This window comes from Mesorhizobium sp. AR02, assembly GCF_024746835.1.
Classification (GTDB): Bacteria; Pseudomonadota; Alphaproteobacteria; order Rhizobiales; family Rhizobiaceae; genus Mesorhizobium.
In genome coordinates, this window is sequence record NZ_CP080531.1 from 3,494,638 (window position 1) to 3,514,595 (window position 19,958).

The 19,958-nt window shown below is 63.6% G+C and carries 17 protein-coding genes; 6 read left to right on the top strand and 11 right to left on the bottom strand.

All coding sequences use genetic code 11. The features are described from left to right. Nucleotides 1-19: 19 nt before the first annotated feature. From DBIPINDM_RS21100 to DBIPINDM_RS21110, 3 genes are read left to right on the top strand one after another with little or no spacing between them, the layout of a single operon-like run. Complete coding sequence (locus DBIPINDM_RS21100) at nt 20-1,669, top strand: amino acid ABC transporter permease (protein WP_258589020.1); 1,650 nt, start codon at nt 20-22, stop codon at nt 1,667-1,669. Next, nucleotides 1,650-3,053: a GH1 family beta-glucosidase gene (locus DBIPINDM_RS21105; protein WP_258589021.1), complete on the top strand. Its 1,404-nt coding sequence runs from the start codon at nt 1,650-1,652 to the stop codon at nt 3,051-3,053. The genes DBIPINDM_RS21100 and DBIPINDM_RS21105 overlap by 20 nt, the downstream gene beginning before the upstream one ends. 1 nt (nt 3,054) lies before the next feature. After that, a complete protein-coding gene (locus DBIPINDM_RS21110; RefSeq protein WP_258589022.1) occupies nt 3,055-3,753 on the top strand; it encodes an SDR family oxidoreductase in 699 nt (232 codons plus the stop codon). 39 nt (nt 3,754-3,792) lie between these two features. Here the strand turns inward: DBIPINDM_RS21110 and DBIPINDM_RS21115 are convergent, their stop codons facing one another. The 6 genes from DBIPINDM_RS21115 to DBIPINDM_RS21140 all read right to left on the bottom strand — a co-directional run bounded on the left by DBIPINDM_RS21115 (nt 3,793) and on the right by DBIPINDM_RS21140 (nt 9,894). After that, nucleotides 3,793-4,902, bottom strand: coding sequence for an ABC transporter ATP-binding protein (locus DBIPINDM_RS21115; RefSeq protein WP_258589023.1), 1,110 nt, complete (start codon nt 4,900-4,902; stop codon nt 3,793-3,795). After that, nucleotides 4,889-5,827, bottom strand: a complete 939-nt coding sequence (locus tag DBIPINDM_RS21120; protein WP_258589024.1) for a PfkB family carbohydrate kinase — start codon at nt 5,825-5,827, stop codon at nt 4,889-4,891. The genes DBIPINDM_RS21115 and DBIPINDM_RS21120 overlap by 14 nt, the downstream gene beginning before the upstream one ends. After that, nucleotides 5,827-6,849: an SIS domain-containing protein gene (locus DBIPINDM_RS21125; RefSeq protein ID WP_258589025.1), complete on the bottom strand. Its 1,023-nt coding sequence runs from the start codon at nt 6,847-6,849 to the stop codon at nt 5,827-5,829. Before DBIPINDM_RS21125 ends, DBIPINDM_RS21120 begins: the two co-directional genes overlap by 1 nt. Continuing rightward, nucleotides 6,846-7,691 (bottom strand): carbohydrate ABC transporter permease, encoded by an 846-nt coding sequence (locus DBIPINDM_RS21130; RefSeq protein WP_258589026.1) that lies wholly within the window; start codon nt 7,689-7,691, stop codon nt 6,846-6,848. Before DBIPINDM_RS21130 ends, DBIPINDM_RS21125 begins: the two co-directional genes overlap by 4 nt. Then, nucleotides 7,691-8,575, bottom strand: a complete 885-nt coding sequence (locus DBIPINDM_RS21135; protein WP_258589027.1) for a carbohydrate ABC transporter permease — start codon at nt 8,573-8,575, stop codon at nt 7,691-7,693. Before DBIPINDM_RS21135 ends, DBIPINDM_RS21130 begins: the two co-directional genes overlap by 1 nt. A gap of 80 nt (nt 8,576-8,655) precedes the next feature. After that, on the bottom strand, nt 8,656-9,894 hold the full coding sequence (locus DBIPINDM_RS21140) for an extracellular solute-binding protein (protein ID WP_258589028.1): 1,239 nt from the start codon (nt 9,892-9,894) through the stop codon (nt 8,656-8,658). A gap of 219 nt (nt 9,895-10,113) precedes the next feature. On the opposite strand from DBIPINDM_RS21140, the gene DBIPINDM_RS21145 reads away from it, so the two are divergent. Both DBIPINDM_RS21145 and DBIPINDM_RS21150 read left to right on the top strand, forming a co-directional pair. Next, nucleotides 10,114-11,328 carry an ROK family transcriptional regulator gene (locus DBIPINDM_RS21145; protein WP_258589029.1) on the top strand — a complete coding sequence of 405 codons (1,215 nt, stop codon included), beginning with the start codon at nt 10,114-10,116 and terminating at the stop codon, nt 11,326-11,328. A 104-nt stretch (nt 11,329-11,432) separates the two neighbouring features. Then, complete coding sequence (locus DBIPINDM_RS21150) at nt 11,433-13,043, top strand: inorganic phosphate transporter (RefSeq protein WP_258589030.1); 1,611 nt, start codon at nt 11,433-11,435, stop codon at nt 13,041-13,043. Nucleotides 13,044-13,471: 428 nt separating this feature from the next. On the opposite strand, the gene DBIPINDM_RS21155 is transcribed toward DBIPINDM_RS21150, so the two are convergent. Together DBIPINDM_RS21155 and DBIPINDM_RS21160 are read right to left on the bottom strand one after the other, a co-directional pair. Then, nucleotides 13,472-14,632 (bottom strand): patatin-like phospholipase family protein, encoded by a 1,161-nt coding sequence (locus tag DBIPINDM_RS21155; RefSeq protein ID WP_258589031.1) that lies wholly within the window; start codon nt 14,630-14,632, stop codon nt 13,472-13,474. After that, nucleotides 14,625-15,413, bottom strand: a complete 789-nt coding sequence (locus DBIPINDM_RS21160; protein ID WP_140891486.1) for an acetoacetate decarboxylase — start codon at nt 15,411-15,413, stop codon at nt 14,625-14,627. The genes DBIPINDM_RS21155 and DBIPINDM_RS21160 overlap by 8 nt, the downstream gene beginning before the upstream one ends. Nucleotides 15,414-15,655: 242 nt before the next feature. Here DBIPINDM_RS21160 and DBIPINDM_RS21165 point away from each other — a divergent pair, with 242 nt between their 5' ends. After that, on the top strand, nt 15,656-16,444 hold the full coding sequence (locus DBIPINDM_RS21165) for a 3-hydroxybutyrate dehydrogenase (RefSeq protein ID WP_140573268.1): 789 nt from the start codon (nt 15,656-15,658) through the stop codon (nt 16,442-16,444). On the opposite strand, the gene DBIPINDM_RS21170 is transcribed toward DBIPINDM_RS21165, so the two are convergent. From DBIPINDM_RS21170 to DBIPINDM_RS21180, 3 genes are read right to left on the bottom strand one after another with little or no spacing between them, the layout of a single operon-like run. Further along, nucleotides 16,412-18,100, bottom strand: a complete 1,689-nt coding sequence (locus DBIPINDM_RS21170; protein ID WP_258589032.1) for a dipeptide ABC transporter ATP-binding protein — start codon at nt 18,098-18,100, stop codon at nt 16,412-16,414. The genes DBIPINDM_RS21165 and DBIPINDM_RS21170 overlap by 33 nt on opposite strands. Nucleotide 18,101: 1 nt before the next feature. Beyond that, on the bottom strand, nt 18,102-18,917 hold the full coding sequence (locus DBIPINDM_RS21175) for an ABC transporter permease (RefSeq protein WP_258589033.1): 816 nt from the start codon (nt 18,915-18,917) through the stop codon (nt 18,102-18,104). A 32-nt stretch (nt 18,918-18,949) separates the two neighbouring features. Then, nucleotides 18,950-19,888 carry an ABC transporter permease gene (locus DBIPINDM_RS21180; protein WP_258589034.1) on the bottom strand — a complete coding sequence of 313 codons (939 nt, stop codon included), beginning with the start codon at nt 19,886-19,888 and terminating at the stop codon, nt 18,950-18,952. Nucleotides 19,889-19,958 lie beyond the last annotated feature (70 nt).

Sequence of the window (19,958 nt, forward strand, 5' to 3'; positions counted from 1 at the left end):
TTAGGGAGGATGGGACCGGATGCAGTTTCTGATGCGCCTGCGGCCGAGCAATCTGATCATCGTCGCGGCACTGCCGTTCATCGTCTATCTCTTTGCTTCGTCGGTGAACTACCAGCGCTCGCTTCGCGCCATCCTCGGCGTGGAGAACGGCTCGTCGGCCTTTGTGCCTGGCTTCCTGACGCTGGCCGTCGCCTTTTTTGGCGGCCTTGCCGTAGTCGTGTTCTCGCGCGCTTCGTCGCGGTCGCCTCGTCTTGCGGCGGTTGCCGCCGGGGTCAATCTTGCTGCCGCGGTGCTGCTGGCGACAACCGGTGTGGTCTATCCCTTTGTGGCATCGGTCGTGGCGAACGCTGTCGATCCGTTCACCTCCGATCTGGTGGTTCAGGGCGTCACGCCGCGCCGATTGACGGATGCCGCCGACATCATGGTGAGCGGCCAGGCCACACTCTTGTTGCGCGCCTATCTCGGCCTGACGGTCGTGATGCTCGGCGCGTTCTTCATCACCGCCCGTGACGGGACCGGCAACGTGATGCACCGTTTTGCCCGCCTTGCGCTTGCGGGGGTGAACGGCGCCGGGTTGGTCTTCATCCTGCTTTTCGCACATATCGCATTCGCGGCGGGTGTTGCGACGACGATCCGCGCGGCCGTCGCGGCCTACCTGCTGGCGGCAATGCTGGGGCTGCTCTGGGTCGGGCTGCTCAAGCTCAAATACAGCTGGCGGGCAGACCTGATCTGCATCGCGGCAACCATCCTCATGATCTGTGCCGCCGCGTGGTTCCTGCTTCAGCCGCGCGACAGTTATGTGCTCGTGGGGTCTCTCGCCGGCAAGGTCGCGGTCACGACCGGCACGCCGTCCGGGATCCTCGGCGCCGTCCGCTACGGGCAATTTCCCGGTGGCCCCGATACCGATGTGCCGCTGCGAACCTTTCGTGGCCCACCGGAAGCGATCGATGCCATCGGCAAGATTCCCGATGTCAGTGCAGCGCTTGTGCCCGCCGCAACAGCGCCGGGCGGGCTGCCGGTGCTGTGGCAGACGGAGGCGTTGAACGATCGCGACAAGGCGTTCGGCATCACGCTCGCGGTGCTGGCGATCGTGCTTGGCCTGCTGACCTTCGGCGGCCATATCCACCGCAGACATCCGCTCTCGATCGGGTCGGAATTCATCGTCGACACGATCCGTGGCATCCCGATGCTGGTTATCGTTCTCTATGTCGGCCTGCCGCTCGCCGGCGCGCTCAAGGATGCGACGCAGGGCGTGGTCGATCCGCCGAACCTGGTGCGCGGCATTGTCGCCATGGCGCTCGCCTATTCGGCCTATCTCGCCGAGATATTCCGCTCCGGCATCAATGCCATTCCCGCGGGTCAGATCGAGGCGGCGCACAGCCTCGGCCTCAACGGCTGGCGTACCGCCCGGCTGGTCGTGCTGCCGCAGGCCTTCCGCATCATCATCCCGCCGCTCGGCAACGAACTGATCGCCATCCTCAAGGACACGTCGCTGCTCTCGATCCTGTCGATCCGCGACATCACGCAGCGTATGCGGGAATTCCAGTCGGCAAGTTTCCTGCCGTTCGCGCCCTACAACTCAGCCGCCATCTTCTACATTTTCCTGACGCTGGCCGCGGCAAGCCTCGTCAGCACCATCGAGAGAAAATATGACATCAAGCATCGATAACGCACGCCGGACCCTCGAGGCCCGCGCCTCCGGGCTGGCCTTTCCGCAAGGCTTCATGTTCGGCGCCGCGACCGCGGCCTATCAGATAGAGGGCGCGCCTGACGCGGATGGCAAAGGCGAAAGCATATGGGACCGGTTCTGCCGCGTTCCCGGTGTGATCGTCGACGGCTCGAGCGGCGATGTCGCCTGCGACCACTATCATCGCTGGAAGGAGGATATCGCCGTGCTCAAGGCGCTCGGCCTTGGCGCCTATCGTTTTTCCCTGGCATGGACGCGGCTTCTTGCCGAAGGTCGGGGCGAGGCCAATGCCAGGGGTGTCGCCTTTTACGACCGGCTGATCGACGATCTGCTGGAGGCCGGCATCGAGCCCTATGCAACGCTCTACCACTGGGATCTTCCGCAGGCGCTGCAAGACCGTGGCGGCTGGTACAACCGCGAAACTGCCACCGCCTTTGCCGACTATGCCGGGCTTGCCGCCCGCAGTTTCGGCGATCGCGTCAAGAAATGGACGACGCTCAACGAACCCTGGACCTTCTGCTGGTCAGGACATGCGACCGGCGAGGACGCGCCGGGACTGCGGGACGGCGTGAGAGGCGGTGTGGCCGCCAGCCATCATGCGTTGCTGGGGCATGGCCTGGCTGTTCCAGTCATCCGGGCCGAGGTGGCCGACGCCTCGGTTGGCATCGTTTTCGATCTCAATGTGGCGGAAGCCGCCACCGACGATCCGCGCGATGTCGCGGCGACACGGCGTTTCGACGGCGCCCAGAACCGTTGGTTCCTCGATGCCGTCTTCAAAGGCGCATACCCGCAGGACATGCTGGCGCTCTACGGCGATCTGTTGCCGCCGATTCATGCGCAGGACAACGAGATCATCGCCGCGCCGGTGGACTATCTGGGCATCAACATCTACCGCCGCTCGGTGATCGCCGCGGGTGACGAACTCGCGCCGCTCAGCTATCGACGGGTGCAACCGGAAGGCATCTATTCCGCTGTCGATTACGAAATCTGGCCGCGCTGCATGTACGACATCCTGCACTATGTGAACGATCGCTATGCGCCGCCGGCAATCTACATTTCCGAGAACGGCGTCGCCACCACGCCGGAAAATGTTGGCGAAGACGGGCATGTCTGGGATGATTTGCGTGCCGCCTATTATGTCGACCATCTCGAGCAGGTGGCCAAGGCGGCAGCCGAGGGCGTGCCGGTGCGCGGTTACTTCGCCTGGACACTGACCGATAATTTCGAATGGGCCTATGGCTATACGACACCCTTCGGCATCACCCATGTCGATTTCGCCACGCAGCAGCGCCGCATCAAATATTCCGGTGAGGTCTACGCCATGATTGCCCGGCAGGAGACCGTGCCGGTCGCCAAGAGCGCCTGACTTGGCCGGAGACGGGCAAGGCCGCCGCACGGTCCTCATAACGGGCGCCGGGCGCGGGCTCGGTCGCGAGTTGGCACGGCAATACACCCAACATGGCTGGCACGTGATCGCTTGCGGGCGAACGCGTCCAGCGCAAGGTTTCGAAGATGGAATCGAGTTCCAGCCGCTCGATGTCGCCGATCCGACTTCCATCTCCAACCTTGCCGTGCGTCTCACCGGCAGGCCGCTGGATGTGCTCGTCAACAACGCCGGCATCCGCAGCGACATTCCTGGCCTGCACAGTTTCGCACCGGATGAATTCCTGAAGCTCATGCGGACGAACACGCTCGGCCCGCTGTTGCTGGCGAGGGCGCTGCAACCGAACCTGGTCGCGGGGCGTATGCGGACCATCGCCAATATCGGCAGCCGCGCCGGCTCGATGGCGGAAGGGCTGCTCGATGACTATGATGACGACTATGCCTACCGCTGCTCGAAGGCAGCGCTCAACATGGTCTGCGCCCAGCTGGCGCAGGATTTGCGCATCGACGGGATAATTGTGTTGTCACTGCATCCGGGCTGGGTGAAGACCGATATGGGCGGCGATCAGGCGGTGCTGGCGGTCGAGGACAGTGCGCGGGGCCTGCGCACGGTCATCGACAACGCAATGCTTGGGGATAGCGGCTCATTCCAGACATTCGATGGCATACATATCGGGTGGTAGCCGAAGGGTCGCTGTCCATGCCGAACATCCCTCAGGATCTTAGCGCGACGCCGTCTTTTCGAGCGCCGCTGCCGGCAGGGCTTTGTCTGTCGAGGGGTCGAACAAGCGAAGCGCTGTCTCATCGAAGGTGAGGCTGCGCCTTTCGCCCTTGGCGACCTGAGACCTTGGCGGCAGGCAGGCCGTCAGCCGTTGCGTGCCGATCCGGGCCGTGGTGACCAGTTCGGGGCCGGTCAGTTCGACGACCTCGATCTCTACGGGCAGTGACAAATCCGTCGCGGCGCCGGTCGCGACGCGAAGCGCTTCCGGCCTGATACCGACGACCACCTGTGCGCCTTCGCGCGCCGCGTTCGCATAGCGTGCCGGCAGAGGCATCCGCACGTCGGACTCGGCGATGGCCAGCTTGCCGTCGGTGATCACCGCCTGCAGCATATTCATCGACGGCGCGCCGACAAAGCCGGCGACATAGAGCGTAGCCGGCTCGTTATAGATTTCCTCCGGCGTGCCGAGCTGCTCGATCCTGCCGTCACGCATCACCGCGATGCGGGTGGCCAGCGTCATCGCCTCGATCTGATCGTGGGTGACGTAGACGACGGTGGTCTGCAGCATCTGGTGCAGGCGCTTCAACTCGGTGCGCATTTCCAGGCGCAGCTTGGCGTCTAGGTTGGACAGCGGCTCGTCGAAGAGGAAGACCTGCGGCTTGCGCACCAGCGCCCTGCCGATGGCGACGCGCTGGCGCTGGCCGCCGGACAGCTGGCTCGGCTTGCGGTCGAGCAGGACCTCGATCTGCAGCAATCTTGCCGCCTCGGCCACCGCCTTTTCGCGTTCGTCGGCGGCAACGCCGCGCATCTCCAGCCCGAAGCCGATGTTGCGACGTACGGTCAGGTTCGGATAGAGCGCGTAGGACTGGAAGACCATGGCGATGTCGCGGTTCTTGGGGTGGACGCCAAGGATCGAGCGGCCGCCGATCAGCACATCGCCGCTCGTCGCTTCGGCGAGGCCGGCGATGATGTTGAGAAGCGTCGACTTTCCGCAGCCTGAGGAGCCGAGCAGCACCAGGAACTCGCCGCTCTGCAGCGCGATGTCGATGCCTTTCAGCGTTTCGACGCTGCCGTAGTTCTTGCGGATGTTGCGGATTTCAAGCGCGCTCATGCATAGATCCCTCGAACTGCATCGGCCCGCCATAGTTGCGGGGCAGAGTGGAAATGGCACGCGACGCCACCTGCGTCGCGGCATTCAGCGAGGCGGTCAGCGTCTGGTCCTGCGCCAGTGCGGCCAGGAATGCCGCATTGAAGACATCGCCGGCGCCGATCGTGTCGATGACCTTGACGTCCGGTGCGGTCGCCCTGACCAACGCTCCGCCCGGGCCGATGGCGATCGCCCCCTCTGGGCCGCGCTTGACGACGGCGGTCGCGCCCTTCTTCATGCTGGACTGGATTTGCCGCGCGGCTTCGACCGGATCGGGCAGGCCGGCCAGAGTCACGGTCTCCACCTCGTTGAACAGGGCAAGGTCGCAGTGCGCAAGCCAGCTGCGTGCCGCCTTGCAGTTCGCTGGCGTCCAGCCCTGCATCGGCCAGCCGGTGTCCAGCGCCACCGCGATGTCGTGCCCGTTCGCCCAGTCGAAGAACGCCTCGTAGTCGCGGGTGAGATCATCGGTGAGGAAGGAGCCGCACAGCAGCGCATAGCCACCGCCGAGCCGCTTGCCGTCGAGTACTGAAAATACGTCGGCAAGGCTGAAGCGGGGCAGGTGGCCGCGCGTGGTGAAGAACGTCCTTTCGCCGTCGGGATGGGTCATGCCGACGGAAAGGGTCGTGCTCTCGGGGCGCGTCGGCCATTTGTCGGCACGGGTGCCGAACGCCTCGCGAAGCCAGCGGCCAAACTGGTCGTCGCCGACATTGGCTGCGATCTCGAAATCGACGCCCAGCGCCTGCCAGGCAAGTCCGGTGTTGCCGGCCTGTCCACCAACGCGCAGATCGTCATGGTCGACGACGGTTTCCGTGCCCGCCTTCGGCCATGGCGCGACCGGACCGACGATCAGGTCGACATTGACGTTGCCGATCACTGCGAGCGGACGCATCACTCGCTCCTGGTGATCTTGGTGGAGCGCACAGGCGTGCCGGCATTGTCGACGCGGCTGTCGGCGAAAGCGATCATCAGGCGCTGCGCCACTGGCAGCATGGCGAAGATGGCGGCGAGACCAGAAGCCGGTTTGAACGACAGCGTGACGGCACCGGCGACGGGCGATTGCCCGGATGCGTCGAAGATGACGAGCGGCGCGCCGGCCTCTACGACGGAGGTGGCCATGGCGGTCACCAGTTCCGCGGTCGGATCGTTGCCACGAAACAGGATGACGCCGATCTTCGGGCCGAGCATCTCCATTGGTCCATGCCGCAACTGGCCGCCTTCGAGCGAAAAGCAAGGCAGCCGCGACAGTTCGGTAAGACCAAGCGCCAGCGCTTCGGCAACGCCTTGCAAGCGGCGGCCGGAGGTGACGAGGGTCGTCACCTTTTCCAGCGCAGCGAGCGCTTGTGTGATGTCGTTGTCTTGTGGCTGGTTCAATGCGCCAAGCGCTGCCTTCGGGTCTTCGCCGAGTGCCGCCAGAATGGCCAGGTGCAAGGCGAAGGTTACGGTCAGGCTGCGGGTGGCGGCGAAGGCCTGTTCGGTGCCGCCGGCGCCGACCAGGCAAGACGCCGTGCGCGCCAGGAACGAGCCGCCTTCGAGCGTCAGGCCAAAAACATCAGCGGGGCTGTTGGCCTCCGAGAACCATCTGACGACTTCTGCGCTCTCGCCGGACTGCGAGGTGATGAGCACTGTCCTGCCGGTGAGCGGCACCGGCTGGCCAAGCTGTTCGGACAGCGGCAGGGCCAGCGCATCGATGCCGAGTGCACGGTAGAGCGGCTCGACGGCACGCCCGACCGCATGCGAGCCGCCCATGCCGAGCAGAAGCAGACGGCCGGTCTTCCTGATCGAGGCGGCGACGTTTGCCGCCACGGCAGCGTTGTTTTCGAACGAGGCGCGCGCGTCCGTATGCTGTCGCGCCATTTCGCGGTCGATGGCGACCAGTCCTGCCGGCCGGGGTTTTTCTGCAGTCATCGTCATCCTTTCACACCGCCACTGGTCAGGCCAGAGATCAGCGCGCGCTGCATGACGAGGCCGATCAGCACCGGCGGCAAGGCGGCGAGCACGCCGGCGGTGGCGATCAGCCCGTAGTCGGAAACGCGGCCGCCGGCCAAATCGGCGATGGCGACGGTCAAGGTTTTTGCGCGCTGGTCGGAGGTGAACAGCAGCGCATAGAAGAATTCGTCCCAGGCAAGCAGCACGGCAAACAGCGCCGATGTCGCCATGACAGGTGCGGCGAGCGGCAGTGTGATGATGCGCAGCGTCTGGAACAGGCCGGCGCCGTCGATCATCGCCGCCGCCTCGATCTCGCGCGGGATGGAGTCAAAGCCGGACTTCATCAGCCAGGTGGTGAAAGGCGCCAGAATGGTCAGGTAGACCAGCGCCAGGCCGAAGACATTGTTGAGCAAGCCGAGATGCGACAGGCCCATATAAAGCGGCACGGCGAGCGCCACCGGCGGCAGCATGTAGGTCGCGATGACCATCGACAGCGACCAGCCGATCGCCGGCGTGCGCGACACCGCCCAGCCGGCGGGAATGGCCAAAGCGAGTGCCGCCAGCGTCGCCATGCCGGCGATCTCCAGGCTGTTGCGCAGGGATGAGGTGAAGGCGGCACCGGCGCTGTTTTCCGCCGTCGACAGCAATACCTTGTAGCGCGAGAAGTCGGCTGTTTGCGGCCACCAGCGCAGCGGCTTGGCGGCAAGATCGGCAGCCGGCGAAATGCTCATGATGAACAGCCAGGCGATGGGCGCCAGGATGATGGCGGCCAGCAGCAGCGCGCAGGCATAGATAAAGATCGTAAAGGCGGGGCTCCTGCGTTCCATCAGGCGGCACTCCCGGCGGTCTTCCTGACCAATGCCGCATAGGCGACGGCTAGCACCGTGACGAGCAAGGTGACGATCAGCGCCAGCGATGCGCCGGAGCCGGCGCGCTGGAAGGAGAAGGCTTCCTGATAGACGAGGATAGACAGCGTGCGCGTGCTGTTGGCCGGGCCACCGCGGGTCATCACCCAGATGATGTCGAAGACCTTGAAGGCCTCGATGGTGCGCAACACCAGCGCCACCATCAGCGGGCCGGCGAGATAGGGCAGGATGACGAAGCGGAAGCGGTTGAAAGGTCCCGCGCCATCGACAAGCGAGGCGGCGGTGATGTCGCGCGGCACCGCCTGCAGGGCGGCGAGCGCGATCAGTGCCACCAGCGGAAAGTTCTTCCAGCAGTCGGCGACGATCAGGGCTGTGAGCGCCGTGCCGGGTTCGCCGAGCCAGGAGCGGTAGGCGTCGATGAGATGCAGTTGAGTCAAGGCGGCGTTCAGCGCGCCATATTCGGGATTGTAGATCAGTCGCCACAGGGTGGCGTTGACCACCGTCGGCAGTGCCCAGGGCAATATCATCAAGGCGCGCAGGACGGCGCGGCCGCGGAATTCCTGGTTGAGCAGAAGGGCGGCGAGAACGCCGATCACCATCTCGGCGGCAACGGAAATCACCGCGAACAGCGTCGTGGTGACCAGCGTGCGCGAAAAATTCGAGCTCGACAGCATGTTGGTGTAATTGTCGAAGCCGACGAAATCGCCGCCGGTGCCGACCAGCTTGGCGTCGGTGAAGGAAAGGCCGACCGTATCGACCAGCGGCCAGCCGATGACGGCGACCATGACCACGAGCAGCGGCAGCATCAGCAACCAGGCACGGGTCGTCATCCAGGTGCTCGACATCAGAGCAGCCTCTCCCTAACGATCTTGGTTTCAGACATAGCACGGGCGGCACAAGGCCGCCCGCAACTGGAGAAAACTGCTCAGAGGCCGCTGTTCTTGGCGGCGGTCTTCAGGGCGTCTTCCGGCGAGGACTGGCCGAGCAGCGATTCCTGGATCGCCTGCTGCAGCGCGGTCGACAACTCCTGGTACTTCGGCGTGGTCGGACGCGGATACATGGCGGCCAGGCCGAGCTTGGCGGCGGCGATCAGCTCTTCCTGGCCCTTGGTGACGGCCGGATCGTCATAGGACGAGGCCCAGATCGGCAGCGAGAGCTTGGCATACTGGTTCTGCGTCGCCTGCGAGGTCATAAAGGTGATGTACTTCCAGGCTTCGTCCGGATGCTTCGAGACCGCGGTGACGCCGAGGCCCATCGAGCCGTTGACGGCCGACACATCGCTGATGCCCGTGACGCCCGGGGCCGGCACGACACCGACCTTGCCCACCACCTTCGAGTCCTTCGGATCGTTGGCCATGTTGTACATGTAGGTCCAGTTCAGCGCGAAGGCGGCGTCGCCGTTTTCGAAGACCTTGCGTACGTCCTCTTCCAGGAATTCCTTGGAATTCGGGTTGGTGAGGCCGGACTTGTAGCTGTCGACCATGTATTTCAGCGCCGACAGGCCGCCGCCATTCTGGAAGTCGGGCTTGCCGTCCTTGAGGAAGTCGCCGCCATAGGCGCTGACCAGCGTGGTGTAGTCGCAGATAGCCGCTTCGGCCTGCGACCAGCTCCAGGCGATCGGCGTCTTCAGCAGGCCCTTGTCCTGGATGATCTTGGCCTGTGCGCCGAGCTCTTCCCAGGTCTTCGGCGGCGTCTTGATGCCTGCCTTTTCCAGGATGTCCTTGTTGTAGAACAGATATTTTGTGTCGAGAATCCAGGGCATGCCATAGTACTTGCCGTCGTACTGGACCGTGGTCCAGGCGCCGGGCAGCACGCCCTTCTTCATGTCGTCGGTGATCTTCGACGAGACGTCGACCAGCACCTTGTTGGTAGCGTATTCGGCCGGCCAGATGACGTCGAACAGCACGACGTCGTAGCCGCCGCCCGACCCTTGCGCGAGCACCGTCTTGTCGTGCAGACCCTCATAGGGGACGAATTCGAGATTGACCTTGACGTCCGGGTTGGCCTTGCTGAAGGCATCCGTCATGGCGCGCACGTCGGCCTCGCTATAGGCGGCCTGCGCCATGAAAAGCGCGTTGAGCGTCGTTTCGGCGAAAGCGTGGGGAACGAGCAGTCCTCCGGCGAAGACCGCGCCGACCAGTGTCTTGGTGATTGTCTTAAGCATCTTCTTCTCCCATTTCCGGCGTTGACGGGCCGGCGATGCTGATATTTCGCATCGTCTTCCCGGATCCATGTCGCGTGACCTGATGGTTACCCGGCTGACCAGTGGCGACAGGCAGAGGCCTTTGCCATCTTGTTTTGGGGCATTCGGTTTGCATTAAGTCAACTCGCTTGACTTAATTAGTCGATCAATATTCTAATGGAGTCAAGAGGGGAAACGCCGGTGGACGACATCAGCCCGATCCGCGCCAAAAGCGGCACCAATCAGGAAGGCACCAGCGCGCACAACCGCCGTGTCATGATCGAAGCGTTGCGTCTCAATGGCGCCCTCTCGCGTGCCGATCTGGCGCGGGCGACTCAGCTCACCAAGCAGGCCGTCTCCAACATCATCGAGGATCTCGAAAGCGACGGCCTGGTCGTCGCGCTCGATGCGGTGCGCAAGGGCAGGGGGCAACCATCAACGCCGTATAGGCTGGTGCCCGAAGGCGCCTTCGCCATCGGCCTGCATATCGACCGCCATCTGACGCGGGCGGTCGCCGTCGACCTGATGGGCAGCGTGCTGGCGCGGGCCGAGGCGAACCTGCCTTTCGATGAGCCGTCGAAGGGGGTCGAGATCATCCTCGAGCTGATCACCGGTGTCCGCCGCGACCTGGCCGGCATTTCGGCTCAGTCGGAAAAACGGCTGGTCGGTCTCGGCGTCGCCATGCCCGGCCCTTTCGGCCTGAAGGATTCCGACGACAAATGGATGATGCCGGCCTGGCAGAAATTTCCGCTGCTGGAGACGCTGGCCAAAGGCACGGGACTGAATGTCGGCCTGCAAAACGATGCCGCCGCCTGCGCCACGGCGGAGCGTATCGTCGGCGCCGCACACGGCGTCGATCACGCGGTCTGTCTCTATGTCGGCTACGGCATCGGCGCCGGCCTGATCCTCAATGGCGAGCTCTACAGTGGCGGCCATGGCAATGCCGGCGAAATCGGCATGGCGCTGCTGGCACCGGCCGGTCCGGGTTCGACGCCGCTCGAGCACCGCGCCTCGCTGGCCTCGCTCTACCAGCATCTCGGCCTCAACCCCGCCGACAGCGACATCTACGAACAGATGAACGCCCTGGTGCTGGCCGAGGACCCGAAGATGATGGCCTGGATCGATGGTGCAGCGCATGATCTGCGCTGGAGCGTGCATCTCATCGAAACGATCTTCGATCCGCAGACCGTCATCCTGACCAGTGGCGCGCCGGAAGCGCTGGCGCGCCGGCTGGTCGAGGCGATGCACCCGCTGCTGCCGTCGATCGCCGACCGGCCCGGAAGGATGCTGCCGCGCCTTCAGCTTGGCACCACCGACCCCTGGTCGATCGCGCTTGGCGCGGCCGCGGCGCCGATCAGCCGTGCCTTCGATCCGCTGTTCTCGGCGATCCTGAAGACAAGCCCCGCTCCAATGTAGGGAGCGTCGAAGGCCTGAAGCCCGGCTGTCGGCGTCACACAGGGTTCATCGACCGGACATAGCGTCTTTCCCAGTTCTTTGCTGCGATGCAATAGGAGTGGGACATGGTGGACATAATTTCCAGTGAGGCGGGCATTCCGAGACCGGATCATCCGCTGGATAGTTCGGGCAGCGCGAAGTGGTTTCTGCCGGCCTTCGGCGTGCTGGTGCTGGTCGGCGTGGTCTATGTCGGCTATGCGCTGAGCCAGGATCTGGCAGTGGCCAAAACCGTGCCGTGGATCCTGCTCGGCATCGCCCTGCTGATCGCGCTCGGCTTCGAATTCGTCAACGGTTTCCACGACACCGCCAATGCGGTGGCGACCGTCATCTATACGCGCTCCCTGCCGGCCGAATTCGCCGTCATGTGGTCCGGCGCCTTCAATTTCCTCGGCGTTCTCACCTCCAGCGGCGCGGTTGCCTTCGGCATCCTGTCGCTGCTGCCGGTCGAGTTGATCCTGCAGGTCGGCTCCTCCTCCGGCTTTGCCATGGTGTTCGCGCTGCTGGTCGCCGCCATCCTGTGGAATCTCGGCACCTGGTTCCTCGGCCTGCCCGCCTCGAGCTCGCATACGATGGTCGGCTCGATCATCGGCGTCGGCCTCGCCAACCAGTTCATGGCACCGGCCGGCAGCGCCACCAGCGGCGTTGACTGGTCGCAGGCGACCAATGTCGGCGTGACCTTGCTGGTGTCGCCGATCATCGGCTTCTTCGCCGCCGCGATCCTGCTCTATGCGATGAAGCTGCTGGTCCGCAATCCAGCGCTCTACGAAGCACCGAAGGGCAATGCCCCGCCGCCCTGGTGGATCCGCGCCCTGCTGATCTTCACCTGCACCGGCGTCAGCTTCGCGCACGGCTCCAATGACGGGCAGAAGGGCATGGGCCTGATCATGCTGATCCTGATCGGCGTCGTGCCGACGGCCTATGCGCTGAACCGGACGCCCGACATCAACTATCTCGAAGCCTACAAGGCGGCTTCGGTCAGCGTCGAGACCGCGTTGGGCAAATATGCGAAGCCCGGTGTCAGCATTGCCGATGCCAAGGCCGCCAAGGCAGCCGTCCAGGATGCCGTGCGCACCCGGACCTGGAGCGACCAGACGACCGTCGCGCTGCAGACCTACATCCACAACACCACCGCTTCGCTGCAGCCTTACGCCTCGGTCGACAACGTACCGACCGATCTGGTCAGCAACGCCCGCAACGACATCTATCTGATCGGCGAGGCGCTCAAGCTGATCGACAAGAAGCAGTTGCTGCCGATGCAGGCCGCCGACCTCAAGGCGGTGACCGACTACCACAAGGCCGTCGACAACGCGACGAAGTTCATCCCGATCTGGGTGAAGGTCGCGGTAGCACTGGCGCTTGGCCTTGGCACCATGGTCGGCTGGAAACGCATCGTCGTCACCGTCGGTGAGAAGATCGGCAAGAGCCATCTGACCTATGGCCAGGGTGCGGCGGCCGAACTCGTCGCCATGGTGACCATCGGCATGGCCGACCGGCTCGGTCTGCCGGTGTCGACAACCCATGTGCTGTCGTCGGGCGTCGCGGGAACGATGGCCGCCAACGGCTCGGGCCTGCAATGGTCGACGGTGCGCAACTTGCTGCTGGCCTGGGTGCTGACCCTGCCATGTTCGATCACGCTGGCCTTCGTGCTGTTCATCATCTTCCGCCAGGTGTTCTGAGCGGAGCGTATAAGCGTCCAAACAAGAGGCAGCGCCGGTCGCCGGCGCTGCCTTTTTCTTTGAGCGGGCACTGTGTTCAGGGGGCGAGGACGCATTCGTTTCTGTTGACGTGGAACATGCCTAGGAAATTGGCCGAAACATCGCTTCGTCATCCTATGGCGGAGCAAGGAGCAAAGCGACGCGGCGCAGACCATAGGATCCATGCCGCGACTTCAAAGCGCTGCCACGGTGCAGAATTCCGCTCCGCTGCACTCTACGGCTAAGGTCGTGGCATGAATCCCAGGGTCTCCGCGACGGAGCTTCGCTCCTGCTCCGCCCGGGGATGACGAAGTCGAGAGGCTTCAGCCAATCTCGAACGTTGGCGACGGCCGCTCAGACGAATCCTGGCTAACACGGCTGAACCGTCGAGAATCAACGGCCTCGCCAGTCTACGTCGGATCCTCGCGATGCAGATCATGGATGGCAACGCCATCGACACTGGTCGGCATCGTCAGCCACTTGCGATGGCGCAAGGTGCGCTGCGTGTCTTCAAGGCCTGTCTCCCAATGCTCGCGCATCGAGGTGCCGGAGAACTCATAGTCCTTGGCGTGACCTTCATAGCCCTTGTGCTGGTAGATCAGGTGCACGATGTTGACGATGCCAGCGTCGGAATAGTCCGCGATCAGCGCTTCTTCCGCCGGCGTCAGCTGTTCCTTGGGCACACGCTTGAGCGCGTCGAGCAGCCGCATCTTCAGGCCATGGACGCGCTTGAAATTGTCGGTGTTCTGGCGCGTGCGGCTGGAGTACATGATGTCCTTGTGGCGCGACAGCACGTCCGGCATGCTGCGCGGCAGCACACCGCGGGCGCTGAACAGGTCGACCTGGAACACCAGCGACGAACGGTCCTCTTCCTGGTCGAGCAGATATTGCAGCGGCGTGTTGGAGACGATGCCGCCGTCCCAATAATATTCGCCCTCGATACGGACCGATGGGAAGGCGGGCGGCAACGCGCCGCTGGCCATGATGTGCTCGGGTCCGATGCGCACCTTCTCGGTGTCGAAATAGACGAAATTGCCGGTGCGGACATTGACTGCGCCGACGCTCAGCCGCTTCTTGCCGTCGTTCAGCACGTCGAAATCGATCAGGCTCTCCAGCGTGTCCTTCAATTCGGCGGTGTCGTAGAAGCTGGTGGCGCCCTCGGCGCCCTGCGGCTCGAACCAGGGATTGGGGTTGCGCGGCTTGAAGAAGCCGGGCTGTCCCATGGTCATCGTCATCCACGACGAGGTGCGGTTGCGGATGTCGCGGTAGATGTCGCCTTCAGGCGTGTAGGACCAGATCTTGCGGCCCGAGATGGTCTGCCAGAACTGTTCGAGGCGCTGCAGGCGGCGGCTCGGCTCATTGCCGGCGATGATCGAGGCATTGATGGCGCCGATCGACACGCCGGACAGCCAGCTCGGTTCGCAGCCGGCATCGGCCAGCGCCTGATAGACCCCGGCCTGATAGGCGCCAAGCGCGCCGCCACCCTGGAACACCAGGGCGATGCGGTCATATTGCGCCGAGATCTCCTCGATCGTGGCGGCGGCTTCCTTGTTTCGGTTGCGTTCAAGCACGAATCTTCTCCGGCTGGGTTGTGCTGGTTGCGAGCCGGCTGTGATCGGCAAGATAGTCGTGCACGACCTCGCCCAAGCCAAGCGTCAGATCGGCTTTGAAATGAACGGCGGAGACGATGTCGAGCACCGGCAGCTTCGCCACGTCGGCCATGACGTGGGGCCGAAGATCGAGTGCCGCAGGCGCCGTCCAGGCTTCCTTCAGCGTGATGTCGGTGAGGTAGTAGCGCACCAGCTCGCAGATACGCGGCGTGCCGTCGACATGCGGGATGATCTTGATGAGGAAGTTGGGAGCGGCGAGCGCGGCGAGCACGGAATCGTGATCGGCTTCCCGGTGCTTATAGCCCATCGTGCCGGTGGCGCACAGAACGCTGCCATAGTGCAACGTGCCGACGATCACCTCGCCTTCATGGACGATCTTGGGATTGGCCAGCTTCTTGGGAAACCCCCACAGCTCGCGGCCGCCGGCGATTGGCGCGTCGTCGTCGAGATACATCGAGTGGACATAGCCGCCATGCTGGCCCTTGTACTTCACCGGGATGACCTGGCCGGTCTCGGTGTAGTCGCCGAAGCCCGTGGAGTCCGGCATGCGGATGAATTCGTATTTGACCAGCGGTTCGTCGATCTCCAGCGGCGCCGGCACCACGGCCTCGAGCGCCTCGCGCGTCGTGCGGTAGGTGATGATGATGTATTCGCGGTCGAAGAAACGATAGGGCCCGGGCGGGAAAGACGGATTGGTCAGCGGCATCGCATAGGCGCGCTTCACGACATCGGCGATTTCCAAGCTGCACCCCCATGGTTCTTCAGACGGGTTTTCATTCAGGAATAAGCGCGCGAATGCGCAGCCGATTATGTTGCACGGCACCATGACAATGCCGTGTCAGCCTGACCGTGGTTTCGCGGCGGGCGAGAGCCATGCCGGCGCGGTCGTCTGGCTGTAATCGCATCGACATATGGCTCTGTCATTGTCATGTTGCGACGCACAATTATATCCTCCTATTCCCCTCCCACTCTCGCGAGATCACCATGGGTTCCCTGTCTTCGAAGAATGCCCTCGTCACCGGCTCGACCAGCGGTATCGGCCTGGCCATCGCCCGCGCCTTCGCCGCCGAAGGCGCCAACGTCACCATCAATGGTCTTGGCGATGCGGCTGCCATCGAGCAGGAGCGCGCCGGCATCGAGAAGGACTTTGGCGTCAAGTGCCGCTACTCCGACGCCAACATGATGGATGGCGCGGCAGTGAGCGCCATGGTGCATGACGCCGAGGCGGCGTTCGGCAGCCTCGATATCCTGGTCAACAATGCCGGCATCCAGCATGTCGCGCCGATCGAGGACTTCCCCGACGACAAGTGGGAAGCCATCATCCGCATCAATCTCTTGGCGGCCTTCTATGCCATCAAGGCGGTGGTGCCCGGCATGAAGGCACGCAAATGGGGCCGCATCATCAATACGGCGTCGGCGCACGCGCTGGTCGCCTCGCCATTCAAATCGGCCTATGTCTCGGCCAAGCACGGCATTGCCGGCCTGACCAAGACGGTGGCGCTGGAAGTCGCGCAGGACGGCATCACCGTCAACGCCATCGCGCCGGGCTATGTCTGGACGCCGCTGGTCGAAAAGCAGATCCCCGACACGATGAAAGCGCGAGGCATGACCGAAGAGCAGGTCAAGCACGACGTGCTCTTGGCTGCACAGCCGACGAAGGAATTCGTCACTGTCGAGGAACTTGCGGCGCTGACGCTGTTCCTGTGCTCGGATTCAGCCAGGCAGATCACCGGTACGACTTTACCGATGGATGGCGGCTGGACGGCACAGTAAGCCGGCCCCTGGCTCTGTTGTCGCGATTGCATCCGGACGCGACAGTTTCGGGATGGCGGCGATCAACTCGCGGGTATAGGCCTGCTGCGGCCGGTCCAGAACGTCTTCCGTGTTGCCATACTCAACCAGCTTGCCGTGCTGCATGACCGCAACCTGTTCGCAGAGATAGCGCACCACGCCCAGGTCGTGGGAAATCAGGATCAGCGTCAGCGACAATTCGCGACGCAGCCGCGCAAAGAGGTCGAGGACCTGGGCCTGGATGGTGACATCCAGAGCGGAGGTGACTTCGTCGGCGATCAAAATCTCCGGCTCCAGCGCCAGGGCTCTTGCGATGCCGACGCGTTGGCGCTGGCCGCCGGAAAGTTGCGTGGTGCGGCGGTCCAGCAGCTGACGAGGCAATTCCACTTTCTCCATCAGCTCGCGGATCCGCGTCGGAATTTCCCGCTGCGGGCAGATATTCTGTTGCAGCAGTGGTTCGGCCAGGGTCCGTGCAACCGTAAAAGCCGGGTTGAGGGACATAAACGGGTCCTGGAACACCATCTGCAGTTTGCGGACCTGCTCCGGCCGGCGCCTTGCGAGCGCGCGGTCGAGCGATTGGCTGTCCACCTCGATCTCTCCTTGTTGCGGCTGCACCAGGCCGGCGATGGCCCGGGCGATGGTGCTCTTGCCGGAACCGGACTCGCCGACAATCCCGAGTGCACCGCCGCGACGCAGCGCCAACGAAACATTGTCGACCGCGCGCACGATCTGCGGCGGCTTGCGCGTCGCCCAGGCCGCAAGGCTCTGCCCCGGATAGAAGTTCACGCACAGGTTCTTCACCAGGAGATGCGGTTTCGCCGCCGCCACGGGACAGGCGTGCGTGGTTGGCTTCATCAGCGAGGGTTGGGAAGCGATCAGGCGCTTCGTATAGTCATGCGCCGGTTCACGCAGGATCTGGTCGACCGATCCGATCTCCAGCACGGCACCGTCCTTCATGACAACGACGCGGTCGCACATTTCCGCGATCACGCCAAGGTCGTGAGAGACCAGAATGATCGACAGCTTGCGTTCGCGCCGGATGCCGCGAAGCAGGTCGAGTATCTGAGCTTGCACCGTGACATCAAGTGCTGTCGTCGGCTCGTCGGCAATCAGCAGTTTCGGTTCGCAGGCAAGGGCCGCCGCGATCATCACCCGCTGACGCATGCCACCCGACAGCTCGTGTGGATACGCAGCCGCCCGCCTGGCCGCGTCCTTGATATGCATGTTCTCCAGCAGGCCGATCGCCCGAGCATTGGCCTGTCGCCAGGATATGCCCTGATGAACCACCATCGCCTCGCCCACCTGACGTCCGACCGTCATGATCGGATCGAGATGCGTCGACGGATTCTGGAAGATCATCGCCGCTTGCCCGCCACGCAGCCGCCCCAGCTCGACATCCTTCATGGCGAGGACATCACTGCCCTCGAACATGATCCGGCCCGACTTCACCAGCGCGTTACCGGCAATCAGCTTCAAGATGGCCCTGCAAGCCACCGTCTTGCCGGAGCCGGATTCACCGACGATTCCAAGGACCTCGCCTTCCTTCAACGAAAAGCTGACGCCGCGCAGGGCTTGGACATCGCCAAAATTGGTGGTGAAGTCGATGGTGAGGTTCTCGACGCTGACGAGGTCGCTCATCTCAGGATTCCGTGTTCAAGAGGCGGGCGAGACCATCAGCGGTCAACGAGAGGCCCAGCGCCAGAAGGCAGATGGCGATGCCTGGAAAGATCGCAATCCACCAGGCGGTGGTCAGGTAGGTCTGCCCGTCGGCGATCATCGCGCCCCATTCCGGTGTCGGCGGTTGGATGCCGAGGCCGAGAAAGCCCAGCGACGATCCAAGCACGATGGCCAGCACGGCATCGGTCATGACGAAGACGATCGATGGGACGATGGCATTTGGCAGGATGTGGAACAGCATGATGCGCGAATGGCCAAAACCCATGCCGCGCGCCGCCAGCACGAAATCGGCGCCGCGCAGCACCAGCGCCTGGCTCCGCACCAGTCGTGCATAGCTGACCCAGTTCACCAGGGTGAGCGAGATGAAGTAGCTCTTGAGGCCCGGCCCCAGCACGGCAACGATGGCGATCACGAGGACGAAATAGGGAAACGATACCGTGACCTCGAGGATGCGCATCAGCACCGCATCGACCCTGCCGCCCAGATAGCCGGCGACAAGGCCGAAGATCGTTCCCAGGATGATCGGCCCGACCACGCCGAAGAAGGCCATGGCGAGATCATAGCGCGCGGCAAACAGTGTCCGTGCTAGGACATCCCGGCCGATGGCGTCGGTGCCAAACCAATGCTCGGCGCCGGGTGGTTTCAGTGCCTGCATAACATCGACCTTGATCGGGTCGAAGCTGGTCAGCACCGGTGCCAGTATGGCCGGGATGATCCAGGCCAGGGTGATGGCGCCGCCAAAGACCAGGGTTGCCGGCAGGGTCCGAATCCGCGCCATGGCCAAGGGGCCGCTGCCCCGCATCACATCGCTCACAATTTCACCCGTGGATCGAGAATGGCGGTCAAGATGTCGACGGCAAAATTCGAAATGACAACACCGACGGCCAGCAACAGGGCCACTGCCTGGACAACGAACTGGTCGTGCGTGAGAACGCCGCGGATGAGCAGATTGCCAAGCCCTGGAATGTTGAAGACATTTTCGACAACGACCGTTCCGCCAATCAGGAAGGCGACAACGACGCCCAGCAGATTGACTGTCGGCAGCAGAGAATTCCAGAACACATGCCGGGAAAAAATGTAGCTCTCCGGCAGGCCCTTGGAGCGGCAGGCGATCGCGTAATCCTTGTCCATCTGCTGAATGAAGGTCGCGCGCAGATTGCGGGCGAGGATCGGCGTCACCCCGATGCCGATCGTCAGGGCCGGCAGGAACAGATGCCACAGATTGTTGGCAAAGGTTGGTCCGTACCCCGATACCGGGAAAATCTTCAGCCTCAGGCAGAAGCCCATGATCAGCAGCAGGCCGACAAAGTAGGACGGCACACCGACGCCCGCGACGCAGACGAGACGGATGAGATGGTCGATCCACCGCCCGCGTTGCCGGGCAGCGGTGACCGCGAGTGCGAATGTCAACAGCAGCGAGATGACGAGGCCATAAAGGATCAAGAAAACCGTTGGCGCGATCCGTGCCACGATGACGCCGCTGACCGGGCCACGAAAGGCAATCGACTGACCGAAATCGCCGCGCAGGCAATTCAGCACATAATAGAAATACTGCACGGGGACGGGCTGATCGAGACCGTATCGCGCCCGCACGAATTCAATCGCCTCCGGGCTGGCCTTGGGGCCAAGCATGAGGCGAACCGGGTCGCCGGGCGTCATTTGCAGCAGCAGAAAGGTGATCACACTGATACCCACCAGCACGGGTATCAACTGTATCGGCCGCCTGAGCACGAAGGAGAATCGATTCATGTCGGAATCCTGGTGTCAAATCGATGCGAGGCACGGACGAACTGCTTCGCCCCGCCCCCGCATCCTGTGC

Coding starts and splice junctions, on each gene's coding strand:
- DBIPINDM_RS21175 (WP_258589033.1), bottom strand. CDS start 18,917: ATGGCGCGGATTCGGACCCTGCCGGCAACCCTGGTCTTTGGCGGCGCC.
- DBIPINDM_RS21180 (WP_258589034.1), bottom strand. CDS start 19,888: ATGAATCGATTCTCCTTCGTGCTCAGGCGGCCGATACAGTTGATACCC.
- DBIPINDM_RS21170 (WP_258589032.1), bottom strand. CDS start 18,100: ATGAGCGACCTCGTCAGCGTCGAGAACCTCACCATCGACTTCACCACC.
- DBIPINDM_RS21120 (WP_258589024.1), bottom strand. CDS start 5,827: ATGCGTCCGCTCGCAGTGATCGGCAACGTCAATGTCGACCTGATCGTC.
- DBIPINDM_RS21130 (WP_258589026.1), bottom strand. CDS start 7,691: ATGGAACGCAGGAGCCCCGCCTTTACGATCTTTATCTATGCCTGCGCG.
- DBIPINDM_RS21165 (WP_140573268.1), top strand. CDS start 15,656: ATGGGTTCCCTGTCTTCGAAGAATGCCCTCGTCACCGGCTCGACCAGC.
- DBIPINDM_RS21135 (WP_258589027.1), bottom strand. CDS start 8,575: ATGTCGAGCACCTGGATGACGACCCGTGCCTGGTTGCTGATGCTGCCG.
- DBIPINDM_RS21100 (WP_258589020.1), top strand. CDS start 20: ATGCAGTTTCTGATGCGCCTGCGGCCGAGCAATCTGATCATCGTCGCG.
- DBIPINDM_RS21150 (WP_258589030.1), top strand. CDS start 11,433: ATGGTGGACATAATTTCCAGTGAGGCGGGCATTCCGAGACCGGATCAT.
- DBIPINDM_RS21140 (WP_258589028.1), bottom strand. CDS start 9,894: ATGCTTAAGACAATCACCAAGACACTGGTCGGCGCGGTCTTCGCCGGA.
- DBIPINDM_RS21105 (WP_258589021.1), top strand. CDS start 1,650: ATGACATCAAGCATCGATAACGCACGCCGGACCCTCGAGGCCCGCGCC.
- DBIPINDM_RS21125 (WP_258589025.1), bottom strand. CDS start 6,849: ATGACGATGACTGCAGAAAAACCCCGGCCGGCAGGACTGGTCGCCATC.
- DBIPINDM_RS21115 (WP_258589023.1), bottom strand. CDS start 4,902: ATGAGCGCGCTTGAAATCCGCAACATCCGCAAGAACTACGGCAGCGTC.